Origin of the sequence: Pseudomonas sp. MF6767 (assembly GCF_016405475.1) — a bacterium.
Lineage (GTDB): Bacteria > Pseudomonadota > Gammaproteobacteria > Pseudomonadales > Pseudomonadaceae > Aquipseudomonas > Aquipseudomonas paracarnis.
Genome location: NZ_JAEKCY010000013.1, coordinates 1 through 23,737, shown reverse-complemented (window position 1 = coordinate 23,737; position 23,737 = coordinate 1). Strand labels below are relative to the sequence as shown.

Annotated in this window: 23 protein-coding genes and 4 tRNA genes; all 27 read right to left on the bottom strand. The window is 55.1% G+C overall.

What is annotated here, in order from left to right; translation table 11 throughout:
- Positions 1-4: 4 nt before the first annotated feature.
- Positions 5-691, bottom strand: coding sequence for a 30S ribosomal protein S3 (gene rpsC, locus JFT58_RS19665; protein WP_003176422.1), 687 nt, complete (start codon positions 689-691; stop codon positions 5-7).
- Positions 692-704: 13 nt separating this feature from the next.
- Entirely contained in the window at positions 705-1,037 is a 333-nt protein-coding gene (rplV, locus tag JFT58_RS19660) for a 50S ribosomal protein L22 (RefSeq protein ID WP_003103908.1), read from the bottom strand.
- 11 nt (positions 1,038-1,048) lie between these two features.
- Complete coding sequence (gene rpsS, locus JFT58_RS19655; RefSeq protein ID WP_002555486.1) at positions 1,049-1,324, bottom strand: 30S ribosomal protein S19; 276 nt, start codon at positions 1,322-1,324, stop codon at positions 1,049-1,051.
- 16 nt (positions 1,325-1,340) lie between these two features.
- Entirely contained in the window at positions 1,341-2,165 is an 825-nt protein-coding gene (gene rplB / locus JFT58_RS19650) for a 50S ribosomal protein L2 (RefSeq protein WP_003186055.1), read from the bottom strand.
- Between the two features lie 14 nt (positions 2,166-2,179).
- Positions 2,180-2,479, bottom strand: coding sequence for a 50S ribosomal protein L23 (gene rplW / locus JFT58_RS19645; protein WP_002555488.1), 300 nt, complete (start codon positions 2,477-2,479; stop codon positions 2,180-2,182).
- Positions 2,476-3,078, bottom strand: a complete 603-nt coding sequence (gene rplD / locus JFT58_RS19640) for a 50S ribosomal protein L4 (RefSeq protein WP_003176424.1) — start codon at positions 3,076-3,078, stop codon at positions 2,476-2,478. Before rplD ends, rplW begins: the two co-directional genes overlap by 4 nt.
- A 12-nt stretch (positions 3,079-3,090) precedes the next feature.
- Positions 3,091-3,726, bottom strand: coding sequence for a 50S ribosomal protein L3 (gene rplC / locus JFT58_RS19635; protein WP_003194649.1), 636 nt, complete (start codon positions 3,724-3,726; stop codon positions 3,091-3,093).
- 81 nt (positions 3,727-3,807) lie between these two features.
- Positions 3,808-4,119 carry a 30S ribosomal protein S10 gene (gene rpsJ, locus JFT58_RS19630; protein WP_003186070.1) on the bottom strand — a complete coding sequence of 104 codons (312 nt, stop codon included), beginning with the start codon at positions 4,117-4,119 and terminating at the stop codon, positions 3,808-3,810.
- A gap of 158 nt (positions 4,120-4,277) precedes the next feature.
- Positions 4,278-5,471 (bottom strand): elongation factor Tu, encoded by a 1,194-nt coding sequence (tuf, locus tag JFT58_RS19625; RefSeq protein WP_005791980.1) that lies wholly within the window; start codon positions 5,469-5,471, stop codon positions 4,278-4,280.
- 30 nt (positions 5,472-5,501) lie between these two features.
- The gene (fusA, locus tag JFT58_RS19620) at positions 5,502-7,607 is read right to left on the bottom strand and encodes an elongation factor G (protein WP_003194651.1); all 2,106 of its coding nucleotides are present in this window, start codon (positions 7,605-7,607) and stop codon (positions 5,502-5,504) included.
- A gap of 30 nt (positions 7,608-7,637) precedes the next feature.
- Positions 7,638-8,108: a 30S ribosomal protein S7 gene (gene rpsG / locus JFT58_RS19615; protein ID WP_002555493.1), complete on the bottom strand. Its 471-nt coding sequence runs from the start codon at positions 8,106-8,108 to the stop codon at positions 7,638-7,640.
- Positions 8,109-8,226: 118 nt separating this feature from the next.
- Entirely contained in the window at positions 8,227-8,598 is a 372-nt protein-coding gene (rpsL, locus tag JFT58_RS19610) for a 30S ribosomal protein S12 (RefSeq protein WP_002555494.1), read from the bottom strand.
- A gap of 216 nt (positions 8,599-8,814) precedes the next feature.
- Entirely contained in the window at positions 8,815-13,014 is a 4,200-nt protein-coding gene (gene rpoC, locus JFT58_RS19605) for a DNA-directed RNA polymerase subunit beta' (protein WP_003194653.1), read from the bottom strand.
- 64 nt (positions 13,015-13,078) lie between these two features.
- The gene (gene rpoB, locus JFT58_RS19600; RefSeq protein WP_010206926.1) at positions 13,079-17,152 is read right to left on the bottom strand and encodes a DNA-directed RNA polymerase subunit beta; all 4,074 of its coding nucleotides are present in this window, start codon (positions 17,150-17,152) and stop codon (positions 13,079-13,081) included.
- A 219-nt stretch (positions 17,153-17,371) separates the two neighbouring features.
- The gene (rplL, locus tag JFT58_RS19595) at positions 17,372-17,737 is read right to left on the bottom strand and encodes a 50S ribosomal protein L7/L12 (protein ID WP_020302454.1); all 366 of its coding nucleotides are present in this window, start codon (positions 17,735-17,737) and stop codon (positions 17,372-17,374) included.
- Positions 17,738-17,815: 78 nt separating this feature from the next.
- Entirely contained in the window at positions 17,816-18,316 is a 501-nt protein-coding gene (gene rplJ, locus JFT58_RS19590) for a 50S ribosomal protein L10 (protein ID WP_003232405.1), read from the bottom strand.
- 199 nt (positions 18,317-18,515) lie between these two features.
- Positions 18,516-19,211 carry a 50S ribosomal protein L1 gene (gene rplA / locus JFT58_RS19585; RefSeq protein ID WP_003176434.1) on the bottom strand — a complete coding sequence of 232 codons (696 nt, stop codon included), beginning with the start codon at positions 19,209-19,211 and terminating at the stop codon, positions 18,516-18,518.
- Positions 19,211-19,642 carry a 50S ribosomal protein L11 gene (gene rplK / locus JFT58_RS19580; protein ID WP_003176435.1) on the bottom strand — a complete coding sequence of 144 codons (432 nt, stop codon included), beginning with the start codon at positions 19,640-19,642 and terminating at the stop codon, positions 19,211-19,213. The genes rplA and rplK overlap by 1 nt, the downstream gene beginning before the upstream one ends.
- A gap of 116 nt (positions 19,643-19,758) precedes the next feature.
- Complete coding sequence (nusG, locus tag JFT58_RS19575) at positions 19,759-20,292, bottom strand: transcription termination/antitermination protein NusG (protein WP_003176436.1); 534 nt, start codon at positions 20,290-20,292, stop codon at positions 19,759-19,761.
- Positions 20,293-20,301: 9 nt separating this feature from the next.
- Positions 20,302-20,670, bottom strand: coding sequence for a preprotein translocase subunit SecE (gene secE / locus JFT58_RS19570; RefSeq protein ID WP_003194658.1), 369 nt, complete (start codon positions 20,668-20,670; stop codon positions 20,302-20,304).
- Positions 20,671-20,715: 45 nt separating this feature from the next.
- Positions 20,716-20,791 (bottom strand) — tRNA-Trp (locus tag JFT58_RS19565).
- Positions 20,792-20,934: 143 nt separating this feature from the next.
- A tRNA-Thr gene (locus JFT58_RS19560) sits at positions 20,935-21,010 on the bottom strand.
- A 26-nt stretch (positions 21,011-21,036) separates the two neighbouring features.
- A tRNA-Gly gene (locus JFT58_RS19555) sits at positions 21,037-21,110 on the bottom strand.
- 24 nt (positions 21,111-21,134) lie between these two features.
- A tRNA-Tyr gene (locus JFT58_RS19550) sits at positions 21,135-21,219 on the bottom strand.
- 142 nt (positions 21,220-21,361) lie between these two features.
- Positions 21,362-21,808: a hypothetical protein gene (locus JFT58_RS19545; protein WP_054896953.1), complete on the bottom strand. Its 447-nt coding sequence runs from the start codon at positions 21,806-21,808 to the stop codon at positions 21,362-21,364.
- A gap of 7 nt (positions 21,809-21,815) precedes the next feature.
- Positions 21,816-22,565 carry a pantothenate kinase gene (locus JFT58_RS19540; RefSeq protein ID WP_054896954.1) on the bottom strand — a complete coding sequence of 250 codons (750 nt, stop codon included), beginning with the start codon at positions 22,563-22,565 and terminating at the stop codon, positions 21,816-21,818.
- Positions 22,555-23,514 carry a bifunctional biotin--[acetyl-CoA-carboxylase] ligase/biotin operon repressor BirA gene (gene birA / locus JFT58_RS19535; RefSeq protein WP_054896956.1) on the bottom strand — a complete coding sequence of 320 codons (960 nt, stop codon included), beginning with the start codon at positions 23,512-23,514 and terminating at the stop codon, positions 22,555-22,557. Before birA ends, JFT58_RS19540 begins: the two co-directional genes overlap by 11 nt.
- Positions 23,515-23,737 lie beyond the last annotated feature (223 nt).

The following is a 23,737-nucleotide window of genomic DNA, read 5'->3' as shown; positions in this document are numbered from 1 at the left end:
CCCCTTACTTAGCAGCTTTTTTACGAGGCGCTGGTGCTTGTGGTTTCAGTTCTTCTTGGCGACCACCAATTACTTCGCCTTTGAAGATCCAAACCTTTACACCGATCACACCGTAAGTGGTGTGAGCTTCGTAGTTGGCATAGTCGATGTCGGCACGCAGGGTGTGCAGTGGCACACGACCTTCGCGATACCATTCAGTACGTGCGATTTCAGCACCGCCGAGACGACCGCTCACTTGGATTTTGATGCCTTTGGCACCAATGCGCATGGCGTTCTGTACGGCGCGCTTCATAGCGCGACGGAACATTACGCGACGCTCCAGCTGCTGAGCTACGCTCTGCGCAACCAGCATACCGTCGAGCTCCGGCTTGCGGATCTCTTCGATATTGATGTGCACAGGCACACCCATTTGCTTGGTCAGGTCCTGACGCAGTTTCTCAACATCTTCACCTTTCTTCCCGATAACGATACCTGGACGAGCGGTGTGGATGGTGATACGTGCAGTTTGCGCCGGACGATGGATATCGATACGGCTTACGGACGCGCTTTTTAGTTTGTCTTGGAGATACTCACGCACCTTCAGATCAGCGAACAAGTAGTCCGCATAAGTCCGACCGTCTGCGTACCAGACGGAGGTGTGCTCCTTGACGATTCCCAGGCGAATGCCAATGGGATGTACTTTCTGACCCATCTCTTCGACTCCGTTACTTGTCAGCAACCTTGACAGTGATATGGCAAGACCGCTTGACGATGCGATCAGCACGGCCTTTGGCACGTGGCATGATGCGCTTCAGCGAACGCCCTTCGTTGACGAAAACGGTGCTGACCTTCAGGTCATCAACGTCTGCGCCTTCGTTATGCTCGGCGTTGGCTACGGCCGACTCCAGCACTTTCTTCATGATCTCGGCGGCTTTCTTACTGCTGAAAGCCAACAGGTTGAGCGCTTCGCCCACCTTCTTCCCGCGGATCTGGTCGGCGACCAAGCGGGCTTTCTGGGCGGAGATTCGAGCGCCCGACAACTTAGCGGCTACTTCCATTTCCTAACCCCTTAACGCTTGGCTTTCTTGTCTGCCACGTGCCCACGATAAGTGCGGGTACCGGCAAACTCGCCCAGTTTGTGGCCGACCATGTCTTCGTTAACGAGAACTGGGACGTGTTGACGACCGTTGTGTACTGCGATGGTCAGACCGACCATTTGTGGCAGGATCATCGAACGACGCGACCAGGTCTTAACTGGTTTGCGATCGTTCTTTTCCGCCGCCACTTCGATCTTCTTCAGTAGGTGAAGATCAATAAAAGGACCTTTTTTCAGAGAACGTGGCACTGTCGTATCCCTCTATTTACTTGCGACGACGGACGATCATTTTGTCGGTACGCTTATTACCACGAGTCTTCGCGCCCTTAGTCGGGAAGCCCCATGGCGATACCGGATGACGACCACCAGAGGTACGACCTTCACCACCACCGTGTGGGTGGTCAACCGGGTTCATGGCAACACCACGAACGGTTGGGCGAACGCCACGCCAGCGTTTGGCACCAGCTTTACCCAACGAACGCAGGCTGTGCTCGGAGTTCGAGACTTCGCCCAGGGTCGCACGGCATTCAGCCAGTACTTTACGCATCTCACCAGAACGCAGACGCAGGGTCACGTAGACACCTTCACGAGCGATCAACTGAGCCGAAGCACCAGCGGAACGAGCGATCTGTGCGCCTTTACCTGGCTTCAATTCGATGCCGTGTACGGTGCTACCAACTGGAATGTTACGCAGTTGCAGAGCGTTGCCCGGCTTGATCGGTGCCAGAGCACCTGCGATCAGCTGGTCGCCAGCACTCACGCCTTTAGGGGCGATGATGTAGCGACGCTCGCCATCTGCGTACAGCAGCAGAGCGATGTGAGCAGTACGGTTTGGATCGTATTCGATACGCTCGACAGTGGCAGCGATGCCATCTTTGTCGTTGCGACGGAAGTCGACCAGACGATAATGCTGCTTATGGCCACCACCGATGTGACGAGTGGTAATACGACCATTGTTGTTACGACCACCAGACTTCGATTTTTTCTCGAGCAGCGGTGCGTGAGGAGCGCCTTTATGCAGCTCCTGGTTGACCACCTTGACCACAAAACGGCGGCCAGGGGAAGTCGGTTTGCATTTAACGATTGCCATGATGCACCCCTTCCTTACTCAGCACTGCTGCTGAAATCGAGATCTTGGCCTGGCTGAAGGGAGATAACTGCCTTCTTCCAGTCATTACGCTTGCCCAGACCGCGAGCAGTGCGCTTGCTCTTACCCAGAACATTCAGGGTAGTAACACGCTCTACTTTCACGCTGAACAGGCTTTCGACGGCCTTCTTGATTTCCAGCTTGGTTGCGTCAGTTGCAACCTTGAAAACGAACTGGCCTTTCTTGTCAGCCAGAACCGTAGCCTTTTCGGAAACGTGCGGGCCAAGCAGAACTTTAAATACGCGTTCCTGGTTCATCCCAGCAGCTCCTCGAATTTCTTCACGGCCGACACGGTGATCAACACCTTGTCGTATGCGATCAGACTAACTGGATCGGAACCTTGCACGTCACGTACATCAACGTGTGGCAGGTTGCGAGCAGCCAGGTACAGGTTCTGATCAACAGCTTCGGACACGATCAAAACGTCGGTCAGGCTCATGTTGTTCAGTTTGCCCAGCAGATCTTTGGTTTTTGGACTTTCAACAGCGAAGTCCTGAACCACGACCAGACGATCAGTACGCACGAGTTCAGCAAGGATGGAGCGCAGTGCTGCGCGGTACATCTTCTTGTTGAGCTTCTGAGAGTGATCCTGTGGACGAGCTGCGAAAGTGGTACCGCCGCCACGCCAGATTGGGCTACGGATAGTACCGGCACGAGCACGGCCAGTGCCTTTCTGACGCCAAGGGCGCTTACCGCCACCACGTACGTCGGAACGGGTCTTTTGCTGCTTGCTACCTTGACGGCCGCCGGCCATGTAGGCCACGACTGCTTGGTGAACGAGCGTCTCGTTGAATTCGCCGCCAAATGTCAGTTCGGAAACTTCGATCGCTTGAGCGTCATTTACATTTAATTGCATGTCAGCTTCCCCTTAACCGCGAGCCTTGGCCGCTGGACGTACAACCAGGTTGCCGCCAGTAGCGCCAGGAACAGCACCCTTGACCAACAACAGATTGCGTTCAGCGTCGACGCGCACTACTTCGAGGGACTGCACGGTCACGCGCTCAGCGCCCATATGACCGGACATTTTTTTGCCCTTGAATACACGACCAGGAGTCTGGCACTGGCCAATAGAGCCCGGGACGCGGTGGGAAACGGAGTTACCGTGAGTGTTGTCTTGACCACGGAAATTCCAACGCTTGATCGTACCCTGGAAGCCTTTACCCTTGGACTGACCGGTTACATCAACCAGTTGACCAGCGGCGAAGATTTCAGCGTTGATCAGATCGCCAGCCTGGTAGTCGCCGTCTTCAAGACGGAACTCCATGACAGTACGACCAGCTGCAACGTTTGCTTTAGCGAAGTGACCTGCTTGAGCAGCAGTCACGCGCGAAGCACGACGCTCGCCGACAGTGACTTGCACTGCACGATAGCCATCGGTTTCTTCAGTTTTGAACTGGGTGACGCGATTCGGTTCGATCTCAATGACCGTGACCGGAATGGAGACACCTTCTTCGGTGAAAATACGGGTCATACCGCATTTACGACCGACTACACCAATAGTCATGTTGTAAACCTCATGAGTGTACGGGGCTTTCACCCGCTATGGCCGCCCATTTCAGAGCGTTACACGACTAAGACCCAAGTCTTAGCCGAGGCTGATCTGTACTTCCACACCGGCCGCCAGATCGAGCTTCATAAGTGCATCAACGGTTTTATCCGTTGGCTGGACGATGTCCAGTACGCGCTTATGAGTACGGATCTCGTACTGGTCACGCGCGTCTTTGTTGACGTGCGGGGAGACCAGAACGGTGAACCGCTCTTTACGGGTAGGCAGTGGAATTGGACCACGCACTTGAGCACCAGTACGTTTCGCGGTTTCCACGATTTCCTGGGTGGATTGGTCGATCAGGCGATGGTCAAAAGCCTTCAACCTGATACGGATTTGCTGATTTTGCATTGGATTTCAGACTCCGGCTGCTATTCCCACCGGGCGCAATACGCCCGTTAAAAGGAGGCGCAATTCTATAGACGCCCTAGATAGGTGTCAACCCAATAAAAAAGGCCCCCGCTAAGCGGGGGCCTTTTCAAAACATCAGAGCTCACTCAAAAGAGAGATTACTCGATGATTTTAGCTACAACGCCAGCACCAACGGTACGGCCGCCTTCACGGATAGCGAAGCGCAGACCGTCTTCCATTGCGATGGTTTTGATCAGGGTAACAGTCATTTGAATGTTATCGCCTGGCATTACCATTTCAACGCCTTCTGGCAATTCGCAGTTACCGGTCACGTCAGTAGTACGGAAGTAGAACTGTGGACGGTAGCCTTTGAAGAACGGAGTATGACGGCCGCCTTCTTCTTTGCTCAGAACGTAAACTTCTGCGGTGAACTTGGTGTGCGGCTTGACCGAACCCGGCTTAACCAGAACCTGGCCACGCTCAACGTCGTCACGCTTGGTACCACGCAGCAGAACGCCGCAGTTCTCGCCAGCACGACCTTCGTCGAGCAGTTTGCGGAACATTTCAACACCGGTGCAGGTGGTGACAGTAGTGTCACGCAGACCAACGATTTCCAGTGGATCCTGAACGCGAACGATACCGCGCTCGATACGACCAGTCACAACAGTACCGCGACCGGAGATCGAGAATACGTCTTCGATTGGCATCAGGAACGGCTTGTCGGTCAGACGAACTGGTTCTGGGATGTAGCTGTCCAGAGTTTCAACCAGTTTACGAACGGCAGTGGTGCCCATTTCGTTTTCGTCGTTGCCTTCCAGAGCCATACGAGCAGAACCGATGATGATCGGAGTGTCGTCGCCCGGGAAGTCGTAAGTGCTCAGCAGATCGCGCACTTCCATCTCAACCAGTTCCAGCAGCTCAGCGTCGTCTACCAGGTCAGCCTTGTTCAGGAAAACCACGATGTACGGAACGCCAACCTGGCGGGACAGCAGGATGTGCTCACGGGTTTGTGGCATCGGACCATCAGCGGCCGAGCAAACCAGGATAGCGCCGTCCATCTGGGCAGCACCAGTGATCATGTTCTTCACGTAGTCAGCGTGACCTGGGCAGTCAACGTGAGCGTAGTGACGAATAGTCGAGTTGTACTCAACGTGCGCGGTGTTGATGGTGATACCACGAGCTTTTTCTTCTGGTGCGCTGTCGATCTTGTCGAAGTCAACACGAGCCGAACCGAAAACTTCGGAGCAGACGCGAGTCAGAGCAGCGGTCAGAGTGGTTTTACCGTGGTCAACGTGGCCGATGGTGCCAACGTTTACGTGCGGTAGGGAACGATCAAATTTTTCTTTAGCCACGACAATTAACTCCTTGCCTAAAGGACTGAATCAGCCTTGTTTTTTGGATACAGTTTCAGCGATGTGCGCCGGAGCTGTGTTGTATTTTTTGAATTCCATAGAGTAGCTTGCGCGACCCTGGGACATGGAGCGAACGTCGGTCGCATAACCGAACATCTCACCCAACGGAACCTCGGCGCGAATCACTTTGCCGGAAACCGTGTCTTCCATACCCAAGATCATGCCGCGACGACGGTTAAGGTCGCCCATGACATCACCCATATAGTCTTCAGGTGTAACAACTTCTACCGCCATGATTGGCTCAAGCAACTCACCACCGCCCTTCTGGGCCAGTTGCTTGGTTGCCATGGAAGCAGCCACCTTAAACGCCATCTCGTTGGAGTCGACGTCGTGGTAAGAACCGTCAAAAACGGTTGCTTTCAGGCCGATCAGCGGATAGCCGGCAACAACACCGTTCTTCATCTGCTCTTCGATACCCTTCTGGATAGCAGGGATGTATTCCTTAGGAACAACACCACCTACTACTTCGTTCACGAATTGCAGACCTTCCTGACCTTCGTCAGCAGGAGCAAAACGGATCCAGCAGTGACCGAACTGACCACGACCGCCGGATTGACGAACGAACTTGCCTTCGATTTCACAGTTCTTCGTGATGCGCTCACGATAGGAAACCTGAGGCTTACCGATGTTGGCTTCGACGTTGAACTCACGGCGCATCCGGTCAACCAGGATGTCCAAGTGCAGCTCGCCCATGCCGGAGATGATCGTTTGACCAGTCTCTTCATCAGTCTTGACGCGGAAAGATGGATCTTCCTGAGCAAGCTTGCCCAGAGCGATACCCATTTTTTCCTGGTCATCCTTGGTCTTAGGCTCTACGGCAACCGAAATAACCGGCTCCGGGAAGTCCATGCGAACCAGGATGATTGGCTTGGCAGCGTCGCACAAAGTCTCACCAGTGGTGACGTCCTTCATGCCGATCAGGGCCGCGATGTCACCAGCGCGTACTTCCTTGATCTCTTCACGGGCGTTTGCGTGCATTTGCACCATACGACCCACGCGCTCTTTCTTGCCTTTAACCGAGTTGATCACGCCGTCGCCGGAGGCCAACACGCCCGAGTAAACGCGAACGAAGGTCAAAGTACCCACGAATGGGTCGGTAGCGATCTTGAACGCCAGAGCCGAGAACGGCTCGTTGTCATCGGCGTGACGCTCCATTTCTTCTTCCTCGTTATCAGGGTTGGAACCCTTGATAGCAGGAATGTCGGTTGGAGCAGGCAGGTAGTCGATAACGGCGTCGAGAACCAGGGGAACACCCTTGTTCTTGAACGAGGAACCGCAAACAGCCAAGACGATCTCACCAGCGATAGTACGCTGACGCAGAGCGGCCTTGATTTCCACGTTGGTGAGCTCTTCACCTTCGAGGTATTTGTTCATCAGCTCTTCGCTGGCTTCGGCAGCAGCCTCAACCATGTTGTTGCGCCACTCGTCAGCCAGTTCCTGAAGTTCTTCAGGGATAGGCTTACGAACAGGAACCATACCCTTGTCGGAATCATTCCAGTAAACAGCTTCCATGTTGATCAGATCGATCTGACCCTGGAAGTTGTCTTCGGAACCGATAGCCAACTGGATAGGCACCGGAGTGTGACCCAGACGCTGCTTGATCTGACCGATCACGCGCAGGAAGTTGGCACCAGCACGGTCCATCTTGTTTACATAAACAAGACGTGGAACACCGTACTTGTTGGCTTGACGCCATACGGTTTCCGACTGAGGCTCAACACCCGAGGTGCCGCAGAACACAACGACAGCGCCGTCGAGTACGCGCAGGGAACGTTCAACTTCAATGGTGAAGTCTACGTGGCCCGGGGTATCGATTACGTTGAAGCGATGCTCGTCTTTGTACTGCTTCTCGGAACCTTTCCAGAAGGCGGTAATAGCAGCAGAAGTAATGGTAATACCACGCTCCTGCTCCTGAACCATCCAGTCCGTGGTCGCGGCGCCGTCATGCACCTCGCCCATTTTGTGACTTTTGCCGGTGTAAAACAGTACGCGCTCGGTGGTGGTGGTTTTACCAGCATCCACGTGAGCGACGATACCGATGTTACGGTAGCGGCTAATCGGAGTAGTACGAGCCATAAAGCCCTCGCAAAATTAGTGAAGCTAAAATTAGAAGCGGTAGTGCGAGAAAGCTTTGTTGGCTTCAGCCATACGGTGCACGTCTTCACGCTTCTTAACAGCAGCACCTTTACCTTCAGCAGCGTCCAACAGTTCGCCGGCCAAACGCAGAGCCATAGACTTCTCGCCGCGCTTACGGGCGAAGTCTACCAACCAGCGCATTGCCAGAGCGTTACGACGGGACGGGCGAACTTCAACCGGAACCTGGTAAGTAGCACCGCCTACACGGCGCGACTTCACTTCGACCAGCGGAGCGATGGCGTCGAGAGCTTTCTCGAAGATTTCCAGGGGGTCGCTGTTCTTGCGTTCTTTAACCTTTTCCAGCGCGCCATAAACGATACGCTCGGCAACGGCTTTCTTGCCGCTTTCCATCACGTGGTTCATGAACTTGGCCAGGATTTGGCTTCCGTATTTTGGATCGTCAAGCACTTCGCGCTTGGCTGCTACGCGTCTTCTTGGCATGGATAAGCCCTCAAACGGTCTTCAGGTTCGCTCGGAATCGGTGCCCTTTCGGGACGCCTCCGACCTTACTCTTATCGACTCAGAAAATAAGATGATTCAGGTTTACAAAAAGCCGCTACTACTTAGGCTTCTTGGTACCGTACTTCGAACGACCCTGGTTACGACCTTTAACGCCGGAAGTATCCAAGGAACCGCGTACGGTGTGATAACGAACACCTGGCAAGTCTTTTACACGACCGCCGCGGATCAGTACCACGCTGTGCTCTTGCAGGTTGTGGCCTTCACCGCCGATGTACGAGGAAACCTCGAAACCGTTGGTCAGACGCACACGGCATACTTTACGCAGTGCCGAGTTAGGTTTTTTCGGCGTGGTGGTATACACACGGGTGCATACGCCACGACGTTGCGGGCAGTTCTGCAGCGCAGGTACGTCGGATTTCTCGACGATACGCTTACGCGGCTGACGTACCAGCTGGTTGATAGTTGCCATCTACTAGCTCCACTGTTGTCTTGCGACGCTATTGTCTTGCAAGAAAAGCAAAATGGCAGGAACGAATTCCCGCCAAATTTAGGGGTACAAGAGTCTAAAGAGGATCTTGTCCCCAGTCAAGGCAAGGCCCCGACCTCCCCTCGCGTCGAACCGGGGCAAAAATGCCTCGATCCGACGAACGGGAGTGCCAGGGCCCAGACTCATCTATCGCAGAACTCAGTTACCGCTTGAGTTCAGCGCTTCGGTCAGTGCAGCTTCCACTTCACTGGCGCTTACGCGCAGCGGCTTGTCAGCATCACGGCGACGCTTACGCTCGCTGTGGTAAGCCAAACCGGTACCTGCCGGGATCAGACGACCCACGACTACGTTTTCTTTCAGGCCGCGCAGGTAATCGCGCTTGCCGGTTACCGCTGCTTCGGTCAGTACGCGAGTGGTCTCTTGGAAGGAGGCCGCCGAGATGAACGACTCAGTGGACAACGACGCCTTGGTGATACCCAGCAGCACGCGAGTGAACTTGGAGACAAACTTCTCTTCGTTCGCCAGGCGCTCGTTTTCTACCAGTACGTGAGTCAGTTCCATCTGGTCGCCCTTGATGAAACTGGAATCGCCGGATTCAGCGATTTCAACTTTACGCAGCATCTGACGCAGGATGGTCTCGATGTGCTTGTCGTTGATCTTCACGCCTTGCAGACGGTAAACGTCCTGGATCTCGTTAACGATGTACTTGGCCAGCGCACTCACACCCAGCAGACGCAGGATGTCGTGTGGATCGCTCGGACCGTCGGAGATAACTTCGCCGCGGTTTACCTGTTCGCCTTCGAACACGTTCAGGTGACGCCACTTCGGAATCAGCTCTTCATACGGATCGCTACCGTCGTTCGGGGTAATAACCAGACGGCGCTTGCCTTTGGTTTCTTTACCGAACGCGATGGTGCCGCTGACTTCAGCCAGAATCGACGCTTCTTTCGGACGACGAGCTTCGAACAAGTCGGCAACACGCGGCAGACCACCGGTGATGTCACGGGTCTTCGAAGTTTCTTGCGGGATACGCGCGATAACATCACCGATCGCGATCTTCGCACCATCCGCTACACCGACCAGGGCGTTGGCTGGCAGGAAGTACTGAGCGATTACGTCAGTGCCTGGCAGCAACAGATCCTTGCCGTTGTCATCGACCATCTTCACGGCAGGACGGATGTCCTTACCAGCAGCTGGACGATCTTTGGCGTCGAGTACTTCAATGTTGGTCATACCGGTCAATTCGTCAGTCTGACGCTTGATCGTGATGCCTTCTTCCATGCCCACGTAGGTCACGGTACCTTTCATTTCGGTAACGATTGGGTGAGTGTGCGGATCCCACTTGGCCACGATTGCGCCAGCGTCGACCTTGTCACCTTCTTTAACCGAAATCACAGCACCGTACGGCAGCTTGTAACGCTCACGCTCACGACCGTAGTCATCAGCGATGGCCAGCTCACCGGAACGGGACACAGCAACCAGGTGACCATCCACTCGCTCAACGTGCTTGAGGTTATGCAGGCGGACGGTACCGCCATTCTTCACCTGAACGCTGTCGGCTGCGGAGGTCCGGCTTGCCGCACCACCGATGTGGAACGTACGCATGGTGAGCTGGGTACCCGGCTCACCGATGGACTGGGCAGCGATAACGCCGACCGCTTCACCGATGTTCACCTGGTGACCACGAGCCAAGTCACGGCCATAGCACTTGGCGCAGATGCCGTAGCGGGTTTCGCAACTGATCGGCGAGCGAACGATCACTTCGTCGATGCTGTTGAGTTCGATGAACTCGACCCACTTCTCGTCAACCAGGGTGCCGGCAGGAACGATAACTTCCTCGGTACCTGGCTTGAATACGTCACGGGCAATAACACGACCCAATACGCGCTCACCCAGCGGCTCTACAACGTCACCGCCTTCAATGTGCGGCGTCATCAGCAGGCCGTGCTCGGTGCCGCAATCGATCTCGGTTACAACCAGATCTTGTGCAACGTCTACCAGACGACGAGTCAGGTAACCGGAGTTAGCGGTTTTCAACGCGGTATCCGCAAGACCCTTACGAGCACCGTGAGTGGAGATGAAGTACTGAAGTACGCTCAAACCTTCACGGAAGTTCGCAGTGATCGGCGTTTCGATGATGGAACCGTCCGGCTTGGCCATCAGGCCACGCATACCGGCGAGCTGACGGATCTGCGCAGCAGAACCCCGTGCGCCCGAGTCGGCCATCATGTACATCGAGTTGAAGGACTCTTGGTCAACTTCGTCGCCGTGACGGTCGATGACTTTCTCTTTCGAGAGGTTGGCCATCATCGCCTTGGACACTTCGTCGTTGGCCTTGGACCAAAGGTCGATCACTTTGTTGTACTTCTCGCCCTGGGTTACCAGGCCGGAGGCGTACTGGCTCTCGATCTCTTTCACTTCGTCAGTGGCAGCACTGATGATGCGAGCTTTTTCATCCGGGATAACGAAGTCGTTAACACCGATGGAAACGCCGGAGATAGTCGAGTAAGCGAAACCTGTGTACATCAACTGGTCAGCGAAGATAACGGTCTCTTTCAAACCAACCACGCGGTAGCACTGGTTGATCAGCTTGGAGATCGCCTTTTTCTTCATCGGCAGGTTGACGACGTCGTACGACAGGCCTTTTGGCACAACCTGATACAACAGCGCACGGCCGACAGTAGTGTCGACGATACGGGTGTTGCTCACGCTGCCGCCGTCACGGTCGTTGACGGTTTCGTGGATCCGCACCTTGACCTTGGCGTGCAGTGCGGCTTCGCCAGCACGGAACACACGGTCAACTTCTTGCAGGTCAGCGAACACACGACCTTCGCCTTTGGCGTTGATCGCTTCACGAGTCATGTAGTACAGACCCAATACAACGTCCTGCGACGGAACGATGATTGGCTCGCCGTTGGCTGGCGACAGGATGTTGTTGGTCGACATCATCAACGCACGCGCTTCCAACTGGGCTTCCAGTGTCAGCGGTACGTGCACGGCCATTTGGTCGCCGTCGAAGTCGGCGTTGTACGCAGCACAGACCAGAGGGTGCAGCTGGATAGCCTTACCTTCGATCAGTACAGGTTCAAACGCCTGGATACCCAGACGGTGAAGGGTCGGTGCACGGTTGAGGAGAACCGGGTGTTCGCGGATCACTTCAGCGAGAACGTCCCAAACCTCTGGCAGTTCGCGCTCGACCATTTTCTTGGCCGCTTTGATGGTGGTCGCAAGACCGCGCATTTCAAGCTTGCCGAAGATGAACGGCTTGAACAGCTCGAGTGCCATCTTCTTAGGCAGACCGCACTGGTGCAGACGCAGGGTCGGGCCTACGGTAATTACCGAACGACCGGAGTAGTCAACACGCTTACCGAGCAAGTTCTGACGGAAACGGCCTTGCTTACCCTTGATCATGTCAGCCAAGGATTTCAGAGGACGCTTGTTCGAACCGGTGATAGCGCGGCCACGACGACCGTTGTCGAGCAGGGCATCAACCGCTTCTTGCAACATACGCTTTTCGTTGCGCACGATGATGTCCGGAGCGGACAGATCAAGCAGGCGCTTCAAGCGGTTGTTACGGTTGATCACGCGGCGGTACAGGTCGTTGAGGTCGGACGTCGCGAAACGACCACCGTCCAACGGTACCAGCGGACGCAGGTCTGGCGGCAGAACCGGCAGAACGGTCAGCACCATCCACTCTGGCAAGTTGCCGGAACCCTGGAAGGCTTCCATCAACTTCAGACGCTTGGACAGTTTCTTGATCTTGGTTTCGGAGTTGGTTTGCGGAATCTCTTCGCGCAGACGACCAATCTCGTGCTCCAGGTCGATAGCGTGCAGCAGTTCGCGGACAGCTTCGGCACCCATGCGGGCATCGAAATCGTCGCCGAACTCTTCCAGCGCTTCGAAGTACTGCTCGTCGTTCAGCAGCTGACCTTTTTCAAGGGTGGTCATGCCTGGGTCGATAACGACATAGCTCTCGAAGTAGAGAACACGTTCGATATCACGCAGGGTCATGTCCATCAGCAAGCCGATACGGGACGGCAGCGATTTCAGGAACCAGATGTGGGCAACCGGCGAAGCCAGTTCGATGTGCGCCATGCGCTCACGACGAACCTTGGCCAGTGCGACTTCAACGCCACACTTCTCACAGATCACACCCCGGTGCTTCAAGCGCTTGTACTTACCGCACAGGCACTCGTAATCCTTTACCGGGCCAAAGATCTTGGCGCAGAACAGGCCGTCACGCTCAGGTTTGAACGTACGGTAGTTGATGGTTTCCGGCTTTTTAACTTCACCGAACGACCACGAACGGATCATCTCAGGCGATGCCAATCCAATACGGATGGCGTCGAACTCTTCGACTTGACCCTGGTTTTTCAGCAAATTCAGTAGGTCTTTCAAGGCCTTTCCTCCTGGCGGAGCAGAGAGCGGGCTAAACAGCCCCGCTCTCGATTCGCGTCACGTGTTATTCGGTTTCCAGATCGATATCGATGCCGAGGGAACGAATTTCTTTGATCAACACGTTGAAGGACTCGGGCATGCCCGGCTCCATACGGTGATCGCCGTCCACGATGTTTTTGTACATCTTGGTACGACCGTTCACATCGTCCGACTTCACTGTGAGCATTTCTTGCAGAGTGTATGCAGCACCGTATGCTTCCAGTGCCCAGACCTCCATCTCCCCGAAACGCTGACCACCGAACTGAGCCTTACCACCCAGCGGCTGCTGGGTAACCAGGCTGTACGAACCGGTAGAACGAGCGTGCATCTTGTCGTCTACCAAGTGGTTCAGCTTCAGCATGTACATGTAGCCAACAGTAACCGGGCGCTCGAACTTGTTGCCGGTACGGCCGTCGAACAGCTGCATCTGGCCGCTTTCTGGCAGGTCTGCCAGTTTCAGCATGGCCTTGATTTCGCTTTCCTTGGCACCGTCGAACACCGGGGTAGCCATTGGAACGCCGCCGCGCAGGTTCTTCGCCAGATCCAGGATTTCCTGGTCGGAGAAGGTGTCCAGCTCTTCGTTGCGACCGCCGATCTCGTTGTAGATCTCGTGCAGGAACTTACGCAGGTCTGCGACTTTGCGCTGCTCTTCGATCATGCGGTTGATCTTCTCGCCCAGACCTTTGGCCGCGAGGCCCAGGTGGGTTTCAAGGATCTGACCAACGTTCATACGCGAAGGTACGCCCAACGGGTTGAGGACGACGTCGACCGGGGTGCCATTGGCATCGTGCGGCATGTCTTCAACCGGCATGATCACAGAGACCACACCCTTGTTACCGTGACGACCGGCCATCTTGTCGCCCGGTTGGATGCGGCGACGGATTGCCAGGTAAACCTTGACGATTTTCAGCACGCCTGGAGCCAGGTCATCGCCCTGCTGCAGTTTGCGCTTCTTGTCTTCGAACTTGTCGTCCAGCAGACGGCGGCGATCAACGATATAGGCCTGGGCCTTCTCGAGCTGCTCGTTCAGAGCATCTTCAGCCATGCGCAGTTTGAACCACTGCCCGTGCTCAAGACCGTCGAGGATTTCGTCGGTGATGTCCTGACCTTTCTTCAGGCCTGCGCCGCCTTCAGCCTTGTGGCCTACCAGAGCGGAACGCAGACGTTCGAAGGTCGCGCCTTCAACGATACGGAACTCTTCGTTCAGGTCCTTGCGGATCTCGTCGAGCTGAGTCTTCTCGATGGACAGTGCACGAGCATCACGCTCAACGCCGTCACGGGTGAAGACCTGTACGTCGATGACCGTACCCTTGGTACCGGTAGGTACACGCAGGGAGGTGTCTTTAACGTCGCTGGCTTTTTCACCGAAGATGGCACGCAGCAGCTTCTCTTCAGGCGTCAGTTGGGTCTCGCCTTTCGGAGTGACCTTACCGACCAGGATGTCGCCAGCGCCAACTTCAGCACCTACATAAACGATACCGGCTTCGTCCAGCTTGTTCAGTGCAGCTTCACCCACGTTCGGGATGTCTGCAGTGATTTCCTCAGGCCCAAGCTTGGTATCACGCGCCACACAGGTCAGTTCCTGGATGTGGATCGTGGTGAAGCGGTCTTCTTGAACAACACGCTCGGACAGGCAGATGGAGTCTTCGAAGTTGAAGCCGTTCCATGCCATGAACGCGATGCGCATGTTCTGACCCAGAGCCAGTTCACCCATGTCGGTGGACGGGCCGTCGGCCATGATGTCGCTACGCTGAACGCGATCACCCTTGCTCACCAGCGGACGCTGGTTGATGCAGGTGTTCTGGTTCGAACGGGTGTATTTGGTCAGGTTGTAGATGTCGACACCGGCTTCGCCAGTTTCTACTTCGTCATCGGCAACACGAACCACGATACGGCTGGCATCAACGGAGTCGATCACGCCGCCACGACGAGCCACGACGCAAACGCCGGAGTCACGTGCTACGTTGCGCTCCATGCCGGTACCTACCAGCGGCTTGTCAGCACGCAGGGTCGGTACAGCTTGACGCTGCATGTTGGAACCCATCAACGCACGGTTGGCGTCATCGTGTTCCAGGAACGGGATCAGCGACGCTGCAACCGAAACTACCTGCTTCGGAGAAACGTCCATCAAGGTGACGTCTTCCGGCGCCTTGACGGTGAACTCGTTCAAGTGACGAACAGCTACCAGCTCGTCGACCAGGACTTTCTTGTCGTTCATCGTGGCCGAAGCCTGAGCGATCACGTGATCAGCTTCTTCGATGGCGGACAGGAATACGATCTCGTCGGTGACCAGGGCGTCTTTCACCACACGGTATGGGCTTTCGAGGAAGCCGTACTGGTTGGTGCGCGCATAGGCAGCCAGGGAGTTGATCAGACCGATGTTCGGACCTTCCGGCGTTTCGATCGGGCATACACGACCGTAATGCGTCGGGTGTACGTCACGGACTTCAAAGCCAGCACGCTCACGGGTCAGACCGCCCGGGCCCAGTGCAGAAACACGGCGCTTGTGGGTGATCTCGGAGAGCGGGTTGTTCTGGTCCATGAACTGCGAAAGCTGGCTGGAACCGAAGAACTCTTTCACCGCCGCAGCCACTGGCTTGGCGTTGATCAGGTCTTGCGGCATCAGGCCTTCGCTTTCAGCCATCGACAGACGCTCTTTGACCGCACGCTCAACACGCACCAGGCCAACGCGGAACTGGTTCTCGGCCATTTCGCCTACGCAGCGAACACGACGGTTACCCAGGTGGTCGATGTCATCGACGATGCCTTTGCCGTTACGGATGTCGACCAAAGTCTTCAATACCGCGACGATGTCTTCCTTGCACAGCACGCCCGAACCTTCGATCTCGGTACGACCGATACGACGGTTGAACTTCATCCGGCCGACCGCAGACAGGTCATAACGCTCAGGGCTGAAGAACAGGTTGTTGAACAGGGTTTCGGCAGCGTCTTTGGTTGGCGGCTCACCAGGACGCATCATGCGATAGATTTCGACCAGCGCTTCCAATTGGTTGCTGGTGGAGTCGATCTTCAGTGTGTCGGAGATGAACGGACCGCAGTCGATATCGTTGGTGTACAGGGTCTCGATGCGAACAACCTGGGCCTTGGCGATTTTGGCCAGGATCTCGGTGTTCAGCTCGGTGTTGCACTCAGCCAGGATTTCGCCTGTAGCCGGGTGAACGATGACCTTGGCGGTAGTGCGACCCAGAACGTAGTCCAGAGGCACTTCCAGCTCTTTGATACCGGCTTTTTCGATCTGGTTGATGTGGCGCGCAGTGATACGACGGCCAGCCTCAACGATGACCTTGCCTTTTTCATCCTGGATGTCCAGGACGGCAATTTCACCACGCAGACGCGAAGCGATCAGCTCCAGCTTGAGGGTTTCATCCTTCAGGCTGAATACGTTGGTGGTATAAAAAGCGTCCAGCACTTGCTCAGTGGTATAGCCGAGTGCGCGCAGCAGTACCGAGGCCGGCAGCTTGCGACGACGGTCGATACGTACGAACACGCAGTCTTTCGGGTCGAACTCGAAGTCCAACCACGAACCGCGGTACGGAATGATCCGCGCGGAGTACAGGAGTTTGCCGGAGCTGTGCGTCTTGCCGCGGTCGTGGTCGAAGAACACGCCCGGGGAACGGTGCAGCTGGGAAACGATTACACGCTCGGTACCGTTGATTACGAAGGTACCGTTCTCGGTCATCAATGGGATTTCGCCCATGTAGACTTCTTGCTCTTTGATGTCCTTGATCGCTTTGTTCGACGATTCTTTGTCGAAAATGATCAAACGGACTTTTACCCGCAAAGGTACGGCGTACGTAACGCCACGTAACACGCATTCTTTGACATCAAATGCCGGTTCGCCCAGGCGATAACCGACGTACTCCAGCGCAGCATTGCCGGAGTAGCTGATGATCGGGAAAACGGATTTGAAGGCCGCATGCAGGCCCACGTCGCGGAACTGATCTTTGGTCGCTCCCGCCTGCAAGAATTCACGATACGAATCCAGCTGGATAGCCAGAAGGTACGGGACATCCATGACGTCCGGCAACTTGCTAAAGTCCTTGCGGATACGTTTTTTCTCAGTATATGAGTAAGCCATCAGCGTTCCCCAGCTTGGTCACCTGCTTGTTTGGCCCCTCCGACGGGAGCAGCCAGAAAATCTTGCAAACCCCATGGTTTGCACCACCGCTTCGGGTGGCTACAGCGCGTTAATGGCGGCGACCGAGTCGACAGCCAAGAACGGAAAAAGGCCGGTGGCAAGAGCCACCAGCCATCAGCCTTCAGCTTAACGCTTGGGCTGGAGACGCAAGGTCGATGCTTACTTCAGCTCGACTTTAGCGCCTGCTTCTTCCAGAGTAGCTTTGGCTTTGTCAGCTGCGTCTTTAGTAACAGCTTCCAGAACCATGGCAGGAGCGCCGTCAACTACAGCCTTGGCTTCTTTCAGGCCCAGACCGGTCAGTTCACGTACTGCCTTGATCACGTTTACTTTCTTCTCGCCAGCTTCGGTCAGCATGACGTTGAATTCGGTTTGCTCTTCAACAACGGCAGCAGCAGCAGCTGGACCGGCGGAAGCAGCGGCAGCGGAAACGCCGAATTTTTCTTCGAAAGCTTTGATCAGCTCAACAACCTGCAGAACCGACATTTCAGCTACGGCGTTGAGGATATCGTCTTGGGAGATAGACATTGCTGTATTTCCTGAATTGGGGGACGGCCTACGCGGCCATCGAAATAAACAAAAATACGCGAGAGAGGTTGCTCAGCCTTAGGCTGCGGCAGCTTCTTTTTGCTCGCGAACTGCAGCCAGAGTACGAGCCAGCTTGCTGGTAGCGCCTTGAATCACGCTCATCAGCTGCGAAATGGCTTCGTCGCGGGTCGGCAGTGTTGCCAGTACGTCGATTTGGTTAGCTGCGAGGAACTTGCCCTCGAACGCAGCTGCCTTGATCTCGAACTTATCCTGACTCTTGGCGAATTCCTTGAACAAACGGGCAGCAGCGCCTGGATGATCTTTAGAGAACGCGATCAGAGTCGGGCCAGTGAACACGTCGTTGAGAACACTGTATTCAGTGTCAGCAACGGCGCGCTTGAGCAGGGTGTTACGTACAACACGTACGTATACGCCAGCTTCACGAGCCTCTTTACGGAGTCCGGTCATAGCGCCTACTGTCACACCACGGGCATCAGCCACGACAGCGGACAGAGCAGCTTTGGCAGCCTCGTTGACTTCAGCGACGATGGCCTTCTTGTCTTCGAGATTAATTGCCACGGGTTTAACTCCTGCTTGTTACCGTTTCATCTGGCCTAGGCCTGATGTCGTTTTGGTGTCTGATTCGGTAAGGAACCGGGAGCACCATCTGCGTAGGCTTGTTGGTTTAAGACTTGCGTCGCCTACGGTCTTGGATAGCCCCCGCCAGGCAGGGACCCCAATCTTTCAATTGGCGCAATTACTTGCGCCAATTTATGTCTTATACGTCCAGCGAGCCTTGGTCGATGACCAGGCCTGGGCCCATAGTGGTGCTCAGGGTAACGCGCTTGACGTAGATACCTTTCGAGGAAGCAGGCTTGATACGCTTCAGATCAGCGATCAGGGCTTCAACGTTTTCCTTCAGCTTGACGGCATCGAAGCCGACTTTGCCAACGGAGGTGTGAATGATGCCGTTTTTGTCGGTGCGATAACGAACCTGACCAGCCTTGGCGTTTTTAACCGCGGTAGCTACGTCTGGAGTTACGGTGCCGACTTTAGGGTTAGGCATCAGGCCACGTGGACCGAGGATCTGACCCAACTGACCTACAACGCGCATTGCATCCGGGGAAGCAATTACGACGTCATAGTTCAGGTCGCCGCCTTTCATTTCGGCAGCCAGGTCATCCATGCCAACGCGATCAGCACCAGCGGCCAGAGCAGCTTCAGCAGCTGGGCCTTGGGTGAAGACGGCAACACGTACAGTCTTGCCAGTACCGTGTGGCAGCACAGTAGCGCTACGAACGACCTGGTCGGATTTACGTGGGTCAACGCCCAGGTTCACAGCAACGTCAACAGACTCGCTGAACTTGACAGTCGACAGCTCGGTCAGCAGGGCAGCAGCGTCTACGAAGTTGTAGGACTTGCCCGCTTCGATTTTGCCGGCGATAGCCTTTTGGCGCTTGGTCAGCTTAGCCATTACACACCCTCCACGTTAAGGCCCATGCTACGAGCAGAACCGGCGATGGTACGCACGGCTGCATCCATATCAGCTGCAGTCAGATCCGCGTTTTTGGTTTTCGCGATTTCTTCCAGCTGAGCACGGGTTACGGTGCCAACCTTAACGGTGTTAGGACGAGCGGAACCGCTGGTCAGACCGGCAGCTTTCTTCAGCAAAACCGAAGCCGGGGTCGACTTGGTTTCGAAGGTGAAGCTACGGTCGCTGTATACAGTGATGATCACTGGAGTCGGCAGACCTGGCTCAAGACCCTGAGTACGGGCGTTGAAGGCCTTGCAGAATTCCATGATGTTCACGCCGTGCTGACCCAGAGCTGGACCGACGGGTGGGCTAGGGTTGGCCTGAGCGGCCTTCACTTGCAGCTTGATGTAAGCGGTAATCTTCTTGGCCATGAGGCACTCCAATTACGGGTTCAAACGCCTCGAAAGGCTCCCCGGTTACTTGCGCGTTTATCCCAGTGACGACAAAACCCCACAGCCTAGGCTGCGGGGTTGGGATGCTTGTCCTGCTAGACCTTTTCGACCTGGCTGAACTCCAACTCTACCGGGGTAGAGCGACCGAAAATGAGCACCGCCACTTGGATCCGGCTCTTTTCGTAGTTAACTTCTTCGACCGTACCGTTGAAATCAGCGAACGGACCGTCTGTAACGCGAACAACCTCACCCGGCTCGAACAATGTCTTCGGCTTGGGCTTGTCACTACCGTCAGCAACACGACGCAGAATTGCTTCCGCCTCTTTGTCGGTGATCGGAGCAGGCTTATCGGCAGTACCACCAATGAAGCCCATGACGCGAGGGGTATCCTTGACCAAGTGCCAAGTACCTTCGTTCATATCCATCTGTACCAGCACGTAGCCAGGGAAGAACTTGCGTTCGCTTTTGCGCTTCTGCCCATTCCGCATTTCAACCACTTCTTCAGTGGGAACCAGAATTTCGCCGAAGCCATCTTCCATGCCTGCCAGCTTTACGCGCTCCAGCAAAGAGCGCATAACATGCTTCTCGTAACCCGAGTAAGCATGCACAACGTACCAACGCTTAGCCACGGGACACCCTTAGCCAACAATCAAGGAAACAAGCCAGCCGAGCAGGGAGTCAAGCCCCCACAACAGCAACGCCATAACCAGAACAACAGCCACGACAATCAATGTGGTCTGAGTGGTTTCTTGGCGAGTCGGCCAAACGACTTTACGGATTTCGGTGCGGGCTTCCTTAACCAGTACCGCGAAGGACTTGCCTTTGGCAGTCTGCAGGCCTACAAAGGCAGCTACAGCAGCGAGGGCAAGCAAAGCGAGTACACGGTACAGGATCGGCGAAGCAGAATAGTACTGATTGCCAACAACGCCTACGACCACCAAGGCGACTACAGCGAGCCACTTTACCAGATCGAAACGAGAGCTTTGAGCTTCAGCCTTAGGAGTCATCTATGAAGATCCTGTGAAAAGAAAGCCAGACACACCACGTGAATCTGGCAGGTCAGGAGGGAATCGAACCCCCAACCTACGGTTTTGGAGACCGTCGCTCTGCCAATTGAGCTACTGACCTAAAACAAAATCAGGCCGACCATTATGCAGGCCTGAAAAAGACTTTACAACAACCAACCCCACAAGACCTGAAACATCGAACAACATTCAAGCCGAGGCAGCTGTTAAAACAAAGGCAGATATTTTCATATCTGCCTTGTCATATGGAGCTCTTGAGCGGATTTGAACCGCTGACCTCACCCTTACCAAGGGTGTGCTCTACCAACTGAGCTACAAGAGCGAAACACCTTGCACAACCTGCAAACTTGGAGCGGGTAGCGGGAATCGAACCCGCATCATCAGCTTGGAAGGCTGAGGTTCTACCACTAAACTATACCCGCGGAGCTTGCAGCTCACGCTAAAAATGGTGGAGGGGGAAGGATTCGAACCTTCGAAGTCGTAGACGTCAGATTTACAGTCTGATCCCTTTGGCCGCTCGGGAACCCCTCCTAAGCGAGCCGGCATTTTACATCACGCCGACCTTCTGTCAAGCATTTTCTCATTTAAATTATGAGGTTAGCTGCATTGACGGTAGCTTTGCACTGTAGCCCTTAAAGGTCTTCACTGCGAAGCGGGCGCCATTCTATGCAAACTATTCGAGAGTTGCAATGCCTTCGCACAGCATTATTTTATGTTTTAACTCATTGAATTCATTAGCAAGGCTTTCAAAGGGGAGATCGTCAGCCAGGCGACGGCTCTCAGGGGCCACACGCAACCAATAACCCGAGGCGCTCTGTGCATTCAGCAACTGGACCGTGACCTTTATATCCAGGCTCGTGAGCCTCTGCTCAAGAGAAGAGGCTTGGCGTCGATCCGAGAAACCGCCGATGTACAAGCAGGTATTCTGCGCCTCCGCCGACCTCGCTCGATCACGCCGAGCCACCGCATCTGCCGACTCACTCAAGAGGCGAATATCTTGCTGCGCTCCTCGATGGAGATTCAAGGGCGTGACATCCTTGGCCCGCAATGGCGCCTCTTGCTGATGCCAGACGTAATAAAAAACATTGAGAACCAGTAAAAGTAAAAACAGCCAGCGCATAATTACCTCAAGACAAAGGACACGCCATCGCCAGACCAACAAACACCAGGTCCGGGACCAGCCGAGCCTGAGGCGCAGCATCCCTGACGAGGTCGGCATCGCCTCCAGTGAGAAAGACCGTGAAGTCCTCACCCCAATAGCCTCGCGCCAACTCGAGCTGAGTGAGCACGAAACCTCTAAGCATGAGCGTACAACCACGCTCGACGGCCTCTACGGTCGTGCGACCTGGAGAGAGACGCTCCAGCGCCCGCTCAGCGGCCGCGTCGTCGTAGCGTATCTTGCGAGTATGGGTTCGCAGTTGATTACGCATAAGCGGCATACCCGGACAAATAAAACCACCCAGGTGCTCACCGTCCGGACCGATAAAATCTGCGGTCGCCGCCGTACCAAAATCGAGTACCAGGCATGCACCTGACGCCAACTTGAACGCGCCTAGCATGGCCAGCCATCGATCCATTCCTAGGCGCTGGAAGTCTTCGTAGCCGTTGCGCACTCCGCTCATTTCTCGAGCAGAGGTGGCACAGGAAACAGCAACGCCAAATGCCCCTACCAACGCGGCTATCAACTTATCGGTCTCCTCAAGCGCGCGAACACTCACCAACCGACAACGCGTGAGCAATAGACCAGGCAAAGCCACCAAACTGTCGATAAGCGCAATATCCGAACCTGCGATGCCTTCGGCGCGGACACTTGCATCACTCGACTCAAGAACACGCCACTTGATAAAGCTATTTCCACAGTCGAGCTCAAGAATCATCACGCAACCTCAGGCTTAGCTCACCACCGCTGTATATTTTCTCAACGCCACCGACATCCAAACGCAACGCGCCCTGACAATCCACACCGAGCACAACCCCATCAATCTGATTGACGCCCGCAATAAGCGACACACTCTTCCCTTGCCACGCGTGATGCTGCTCCCATTCTGCTTGCAGCCCGGCAAAACCGGCAGCCTTGTGTCGGTCTAGGTAGGCTTGTAGTTGCAAGCCCAGTCGCGCCACCAGGTGATTGCGATCAACAGAAGAGCCCGTCTCGAGCTGCATCGAGGTCCACTGCTGATCAACCTCTCCAGCCTTCTGCATATTCACATTGATACCTATCCCTAGCACAACGTGACAGATATCTGCGGGATCTCCCACCAACTCAAGCAAGATGCCTGAGACTTTCTTGTGCCTAACCAGGACGTCGTTTGGCCACTTCAAAGCTGCGCCCTCCACGCCCGACTCACGCAGAGCCTGCAGGACTGCCAGCCCCACCACCAGACTCAGCCCTTCCAGTTGCCGCAGGCCGCCCTCAACACGCAATACAAGGCTGTAGTAAACGTTTTGCGCAAATGGACTGACCCATTTGCGGCCTCGTCGCCCCCTACCAGCCGTCTGCTGCTCCGCTAGCACAATAAAAGGAGCCGCACTGCCCGCATCGACAAGACGTAAAGCCTCAGCATTAGTGGAGTCAATGGAGTCGAAAATGTGAACGGGCCAAGTCAAGGAAGCCGCCCTCTGAGAAATTTCCTGCGCATTCAAAAACATCAATGGCGCAGCCAATCTATATCCGCGCCCCCGGATCTTATGAATGGGGAGATTCAATTCTGCCTCAAGATGCTGAAGCTGCTTCCACACGGCACTGCGACTGACGCCTAGGGCGGCACCAAGCGCTTCTCCAGAATGAAAGCGACCATCTTTCAGAAGTTTCAACAACGTCAGCATGCACATATCGCCACAGAATGAGGCACGCATGATAGCCATGCGCAGGGTCATTGCATAGAAAGGCTGGATATCAGTCATGATCGACGCCCCACCAGATTTTCGAGCGCCCAAAACAAAACCCCAACTGCTTTCGCAATTGGGGTTTTGGAATTTAATCTTGACGATGACCTACTCTCACATGGGGAAACCCCACACTACCATCGGCGATGCATCGTTTCACTGC

Bases quoted from the DNA above. Each gene is read 5' to 3' on its own strand.
- rpsC (WP_003176422.1), bottom strand. From the start codon at position 691: ATGGGTCAGAAAGTACATCCCATTGGCATTCGCCTGGGAATCGTCAAG.
- rplV (WP_003103908.1), bottom strand. From the start codon at position 1,037: ATGGAAGTAGCCGCTAAGTTGTCGGGCGCTCGAATCTCCGCCCAGAAA.
- rplB (WP_003186055.1), bottom strand. From the start codon at position 2,165: ATGGCAATCGTTAAATGCAAACCGACTTCCCCTGGCCGCCGTTTTGTG.
- rplW (WP_002555488.1), bottom strand. From the start codon at position 2,479: ATGAACCAGGAACGCGTATTTAAAGTTCTGCTTGGCCCGCACGTTTCC.
- rplD (WP_003176424.1), bottom strand. From the start codon at position 3,078: ATGCAATTAAATGTAAATGACGCTCAAGCGATCGAAGTTTCCGAACTG.
- rplC (WP_003194649.1), bottom strand. From the start codon at position 3,726: ATGACTATTGGTGTAGTCGGTCGTAAATGCGGTATGACCCGTATTTTC.
- rpsJ (WP_003186070.1), bottom strand. From the start codon at position 4,119: ATGCAAAATCAGCAAATCCGTATCAGGTTGAAGGCTTTTGACCATCGC.
- fusA (WP_003194651.1), bottom strand. From the start codon at position 7,607: ATGGCTCGTACTACTCCGATTAGCCGCTACCGTAACATCGGTATCGTC.
- rpsG (WP_002555493.1), bottom strand. From the start codon at position 8,108: ATGCCAAGAAGACGCGTAGCAGCCAAGCGCGAAGTGCTTGACGATCCA.
- rpsL (WP_002555494.1), bottom strand. From the start codon at position 8,598: ATGGCAACTATCAACCAGCTGGTACGTCAGCCGCGTAAGCGTATCGTC.
- rpoB (WP_010206926.1), bottom strand. From the start codon at position 17,152: ATGGCTTACTCATATACTGAGAAAAAACGTATCCGCAAGGACTTTAGC.
- rplL (WP_020302454.1), bottom strand. From the start codon at position 17,737: ATGTCTATCTCCCAAGACGATATCCTCAACGCCGTAGCTGAAATGTCG.
- rplA (WP_003176434.1), bottom strand. From the start codon at position 19,211: ATGGCTAAGCTGACCAAGCGCCAAAAGGCTATCGCCGGCAAAATCGAA.
- rplK (WP_003176435.1), bottom strand. From the start codon at position 19,642: ATGGCCAAGAAGATTACCGCTTACATCAAGCTGCAAGTGAAGGCCGCT.
- secE (WP_003194658.1), bottom strand. From the start codon at position 20,670: ATGACTCCTAAGGCTGAAGCTCAAAGCTCTCGTTTCGATCTGGTAAAG.
- JFT58_RS19545 (WP_054896953.1), bottom strand. From the start codon at position 21,808: ATGCGCTGGCTGTTTTTACTTTTACTGGTTCTCAATGTTTTTTATTAC.
- JFT58_RS19540 (WP_054896954.1), bottom strand. From the start codon at position 22,565: ATGATTCTTGAGCTCGACTGTGGAAATAGCTTTATCAAGTGGCGTGTT.
- birA (WP_054896956.1), bottom strand. From the start codon at position 23,514: ATGCTGACGTTGTTGAAACTTCTGAAAGATGGTCGCTTTCATTCTGGA.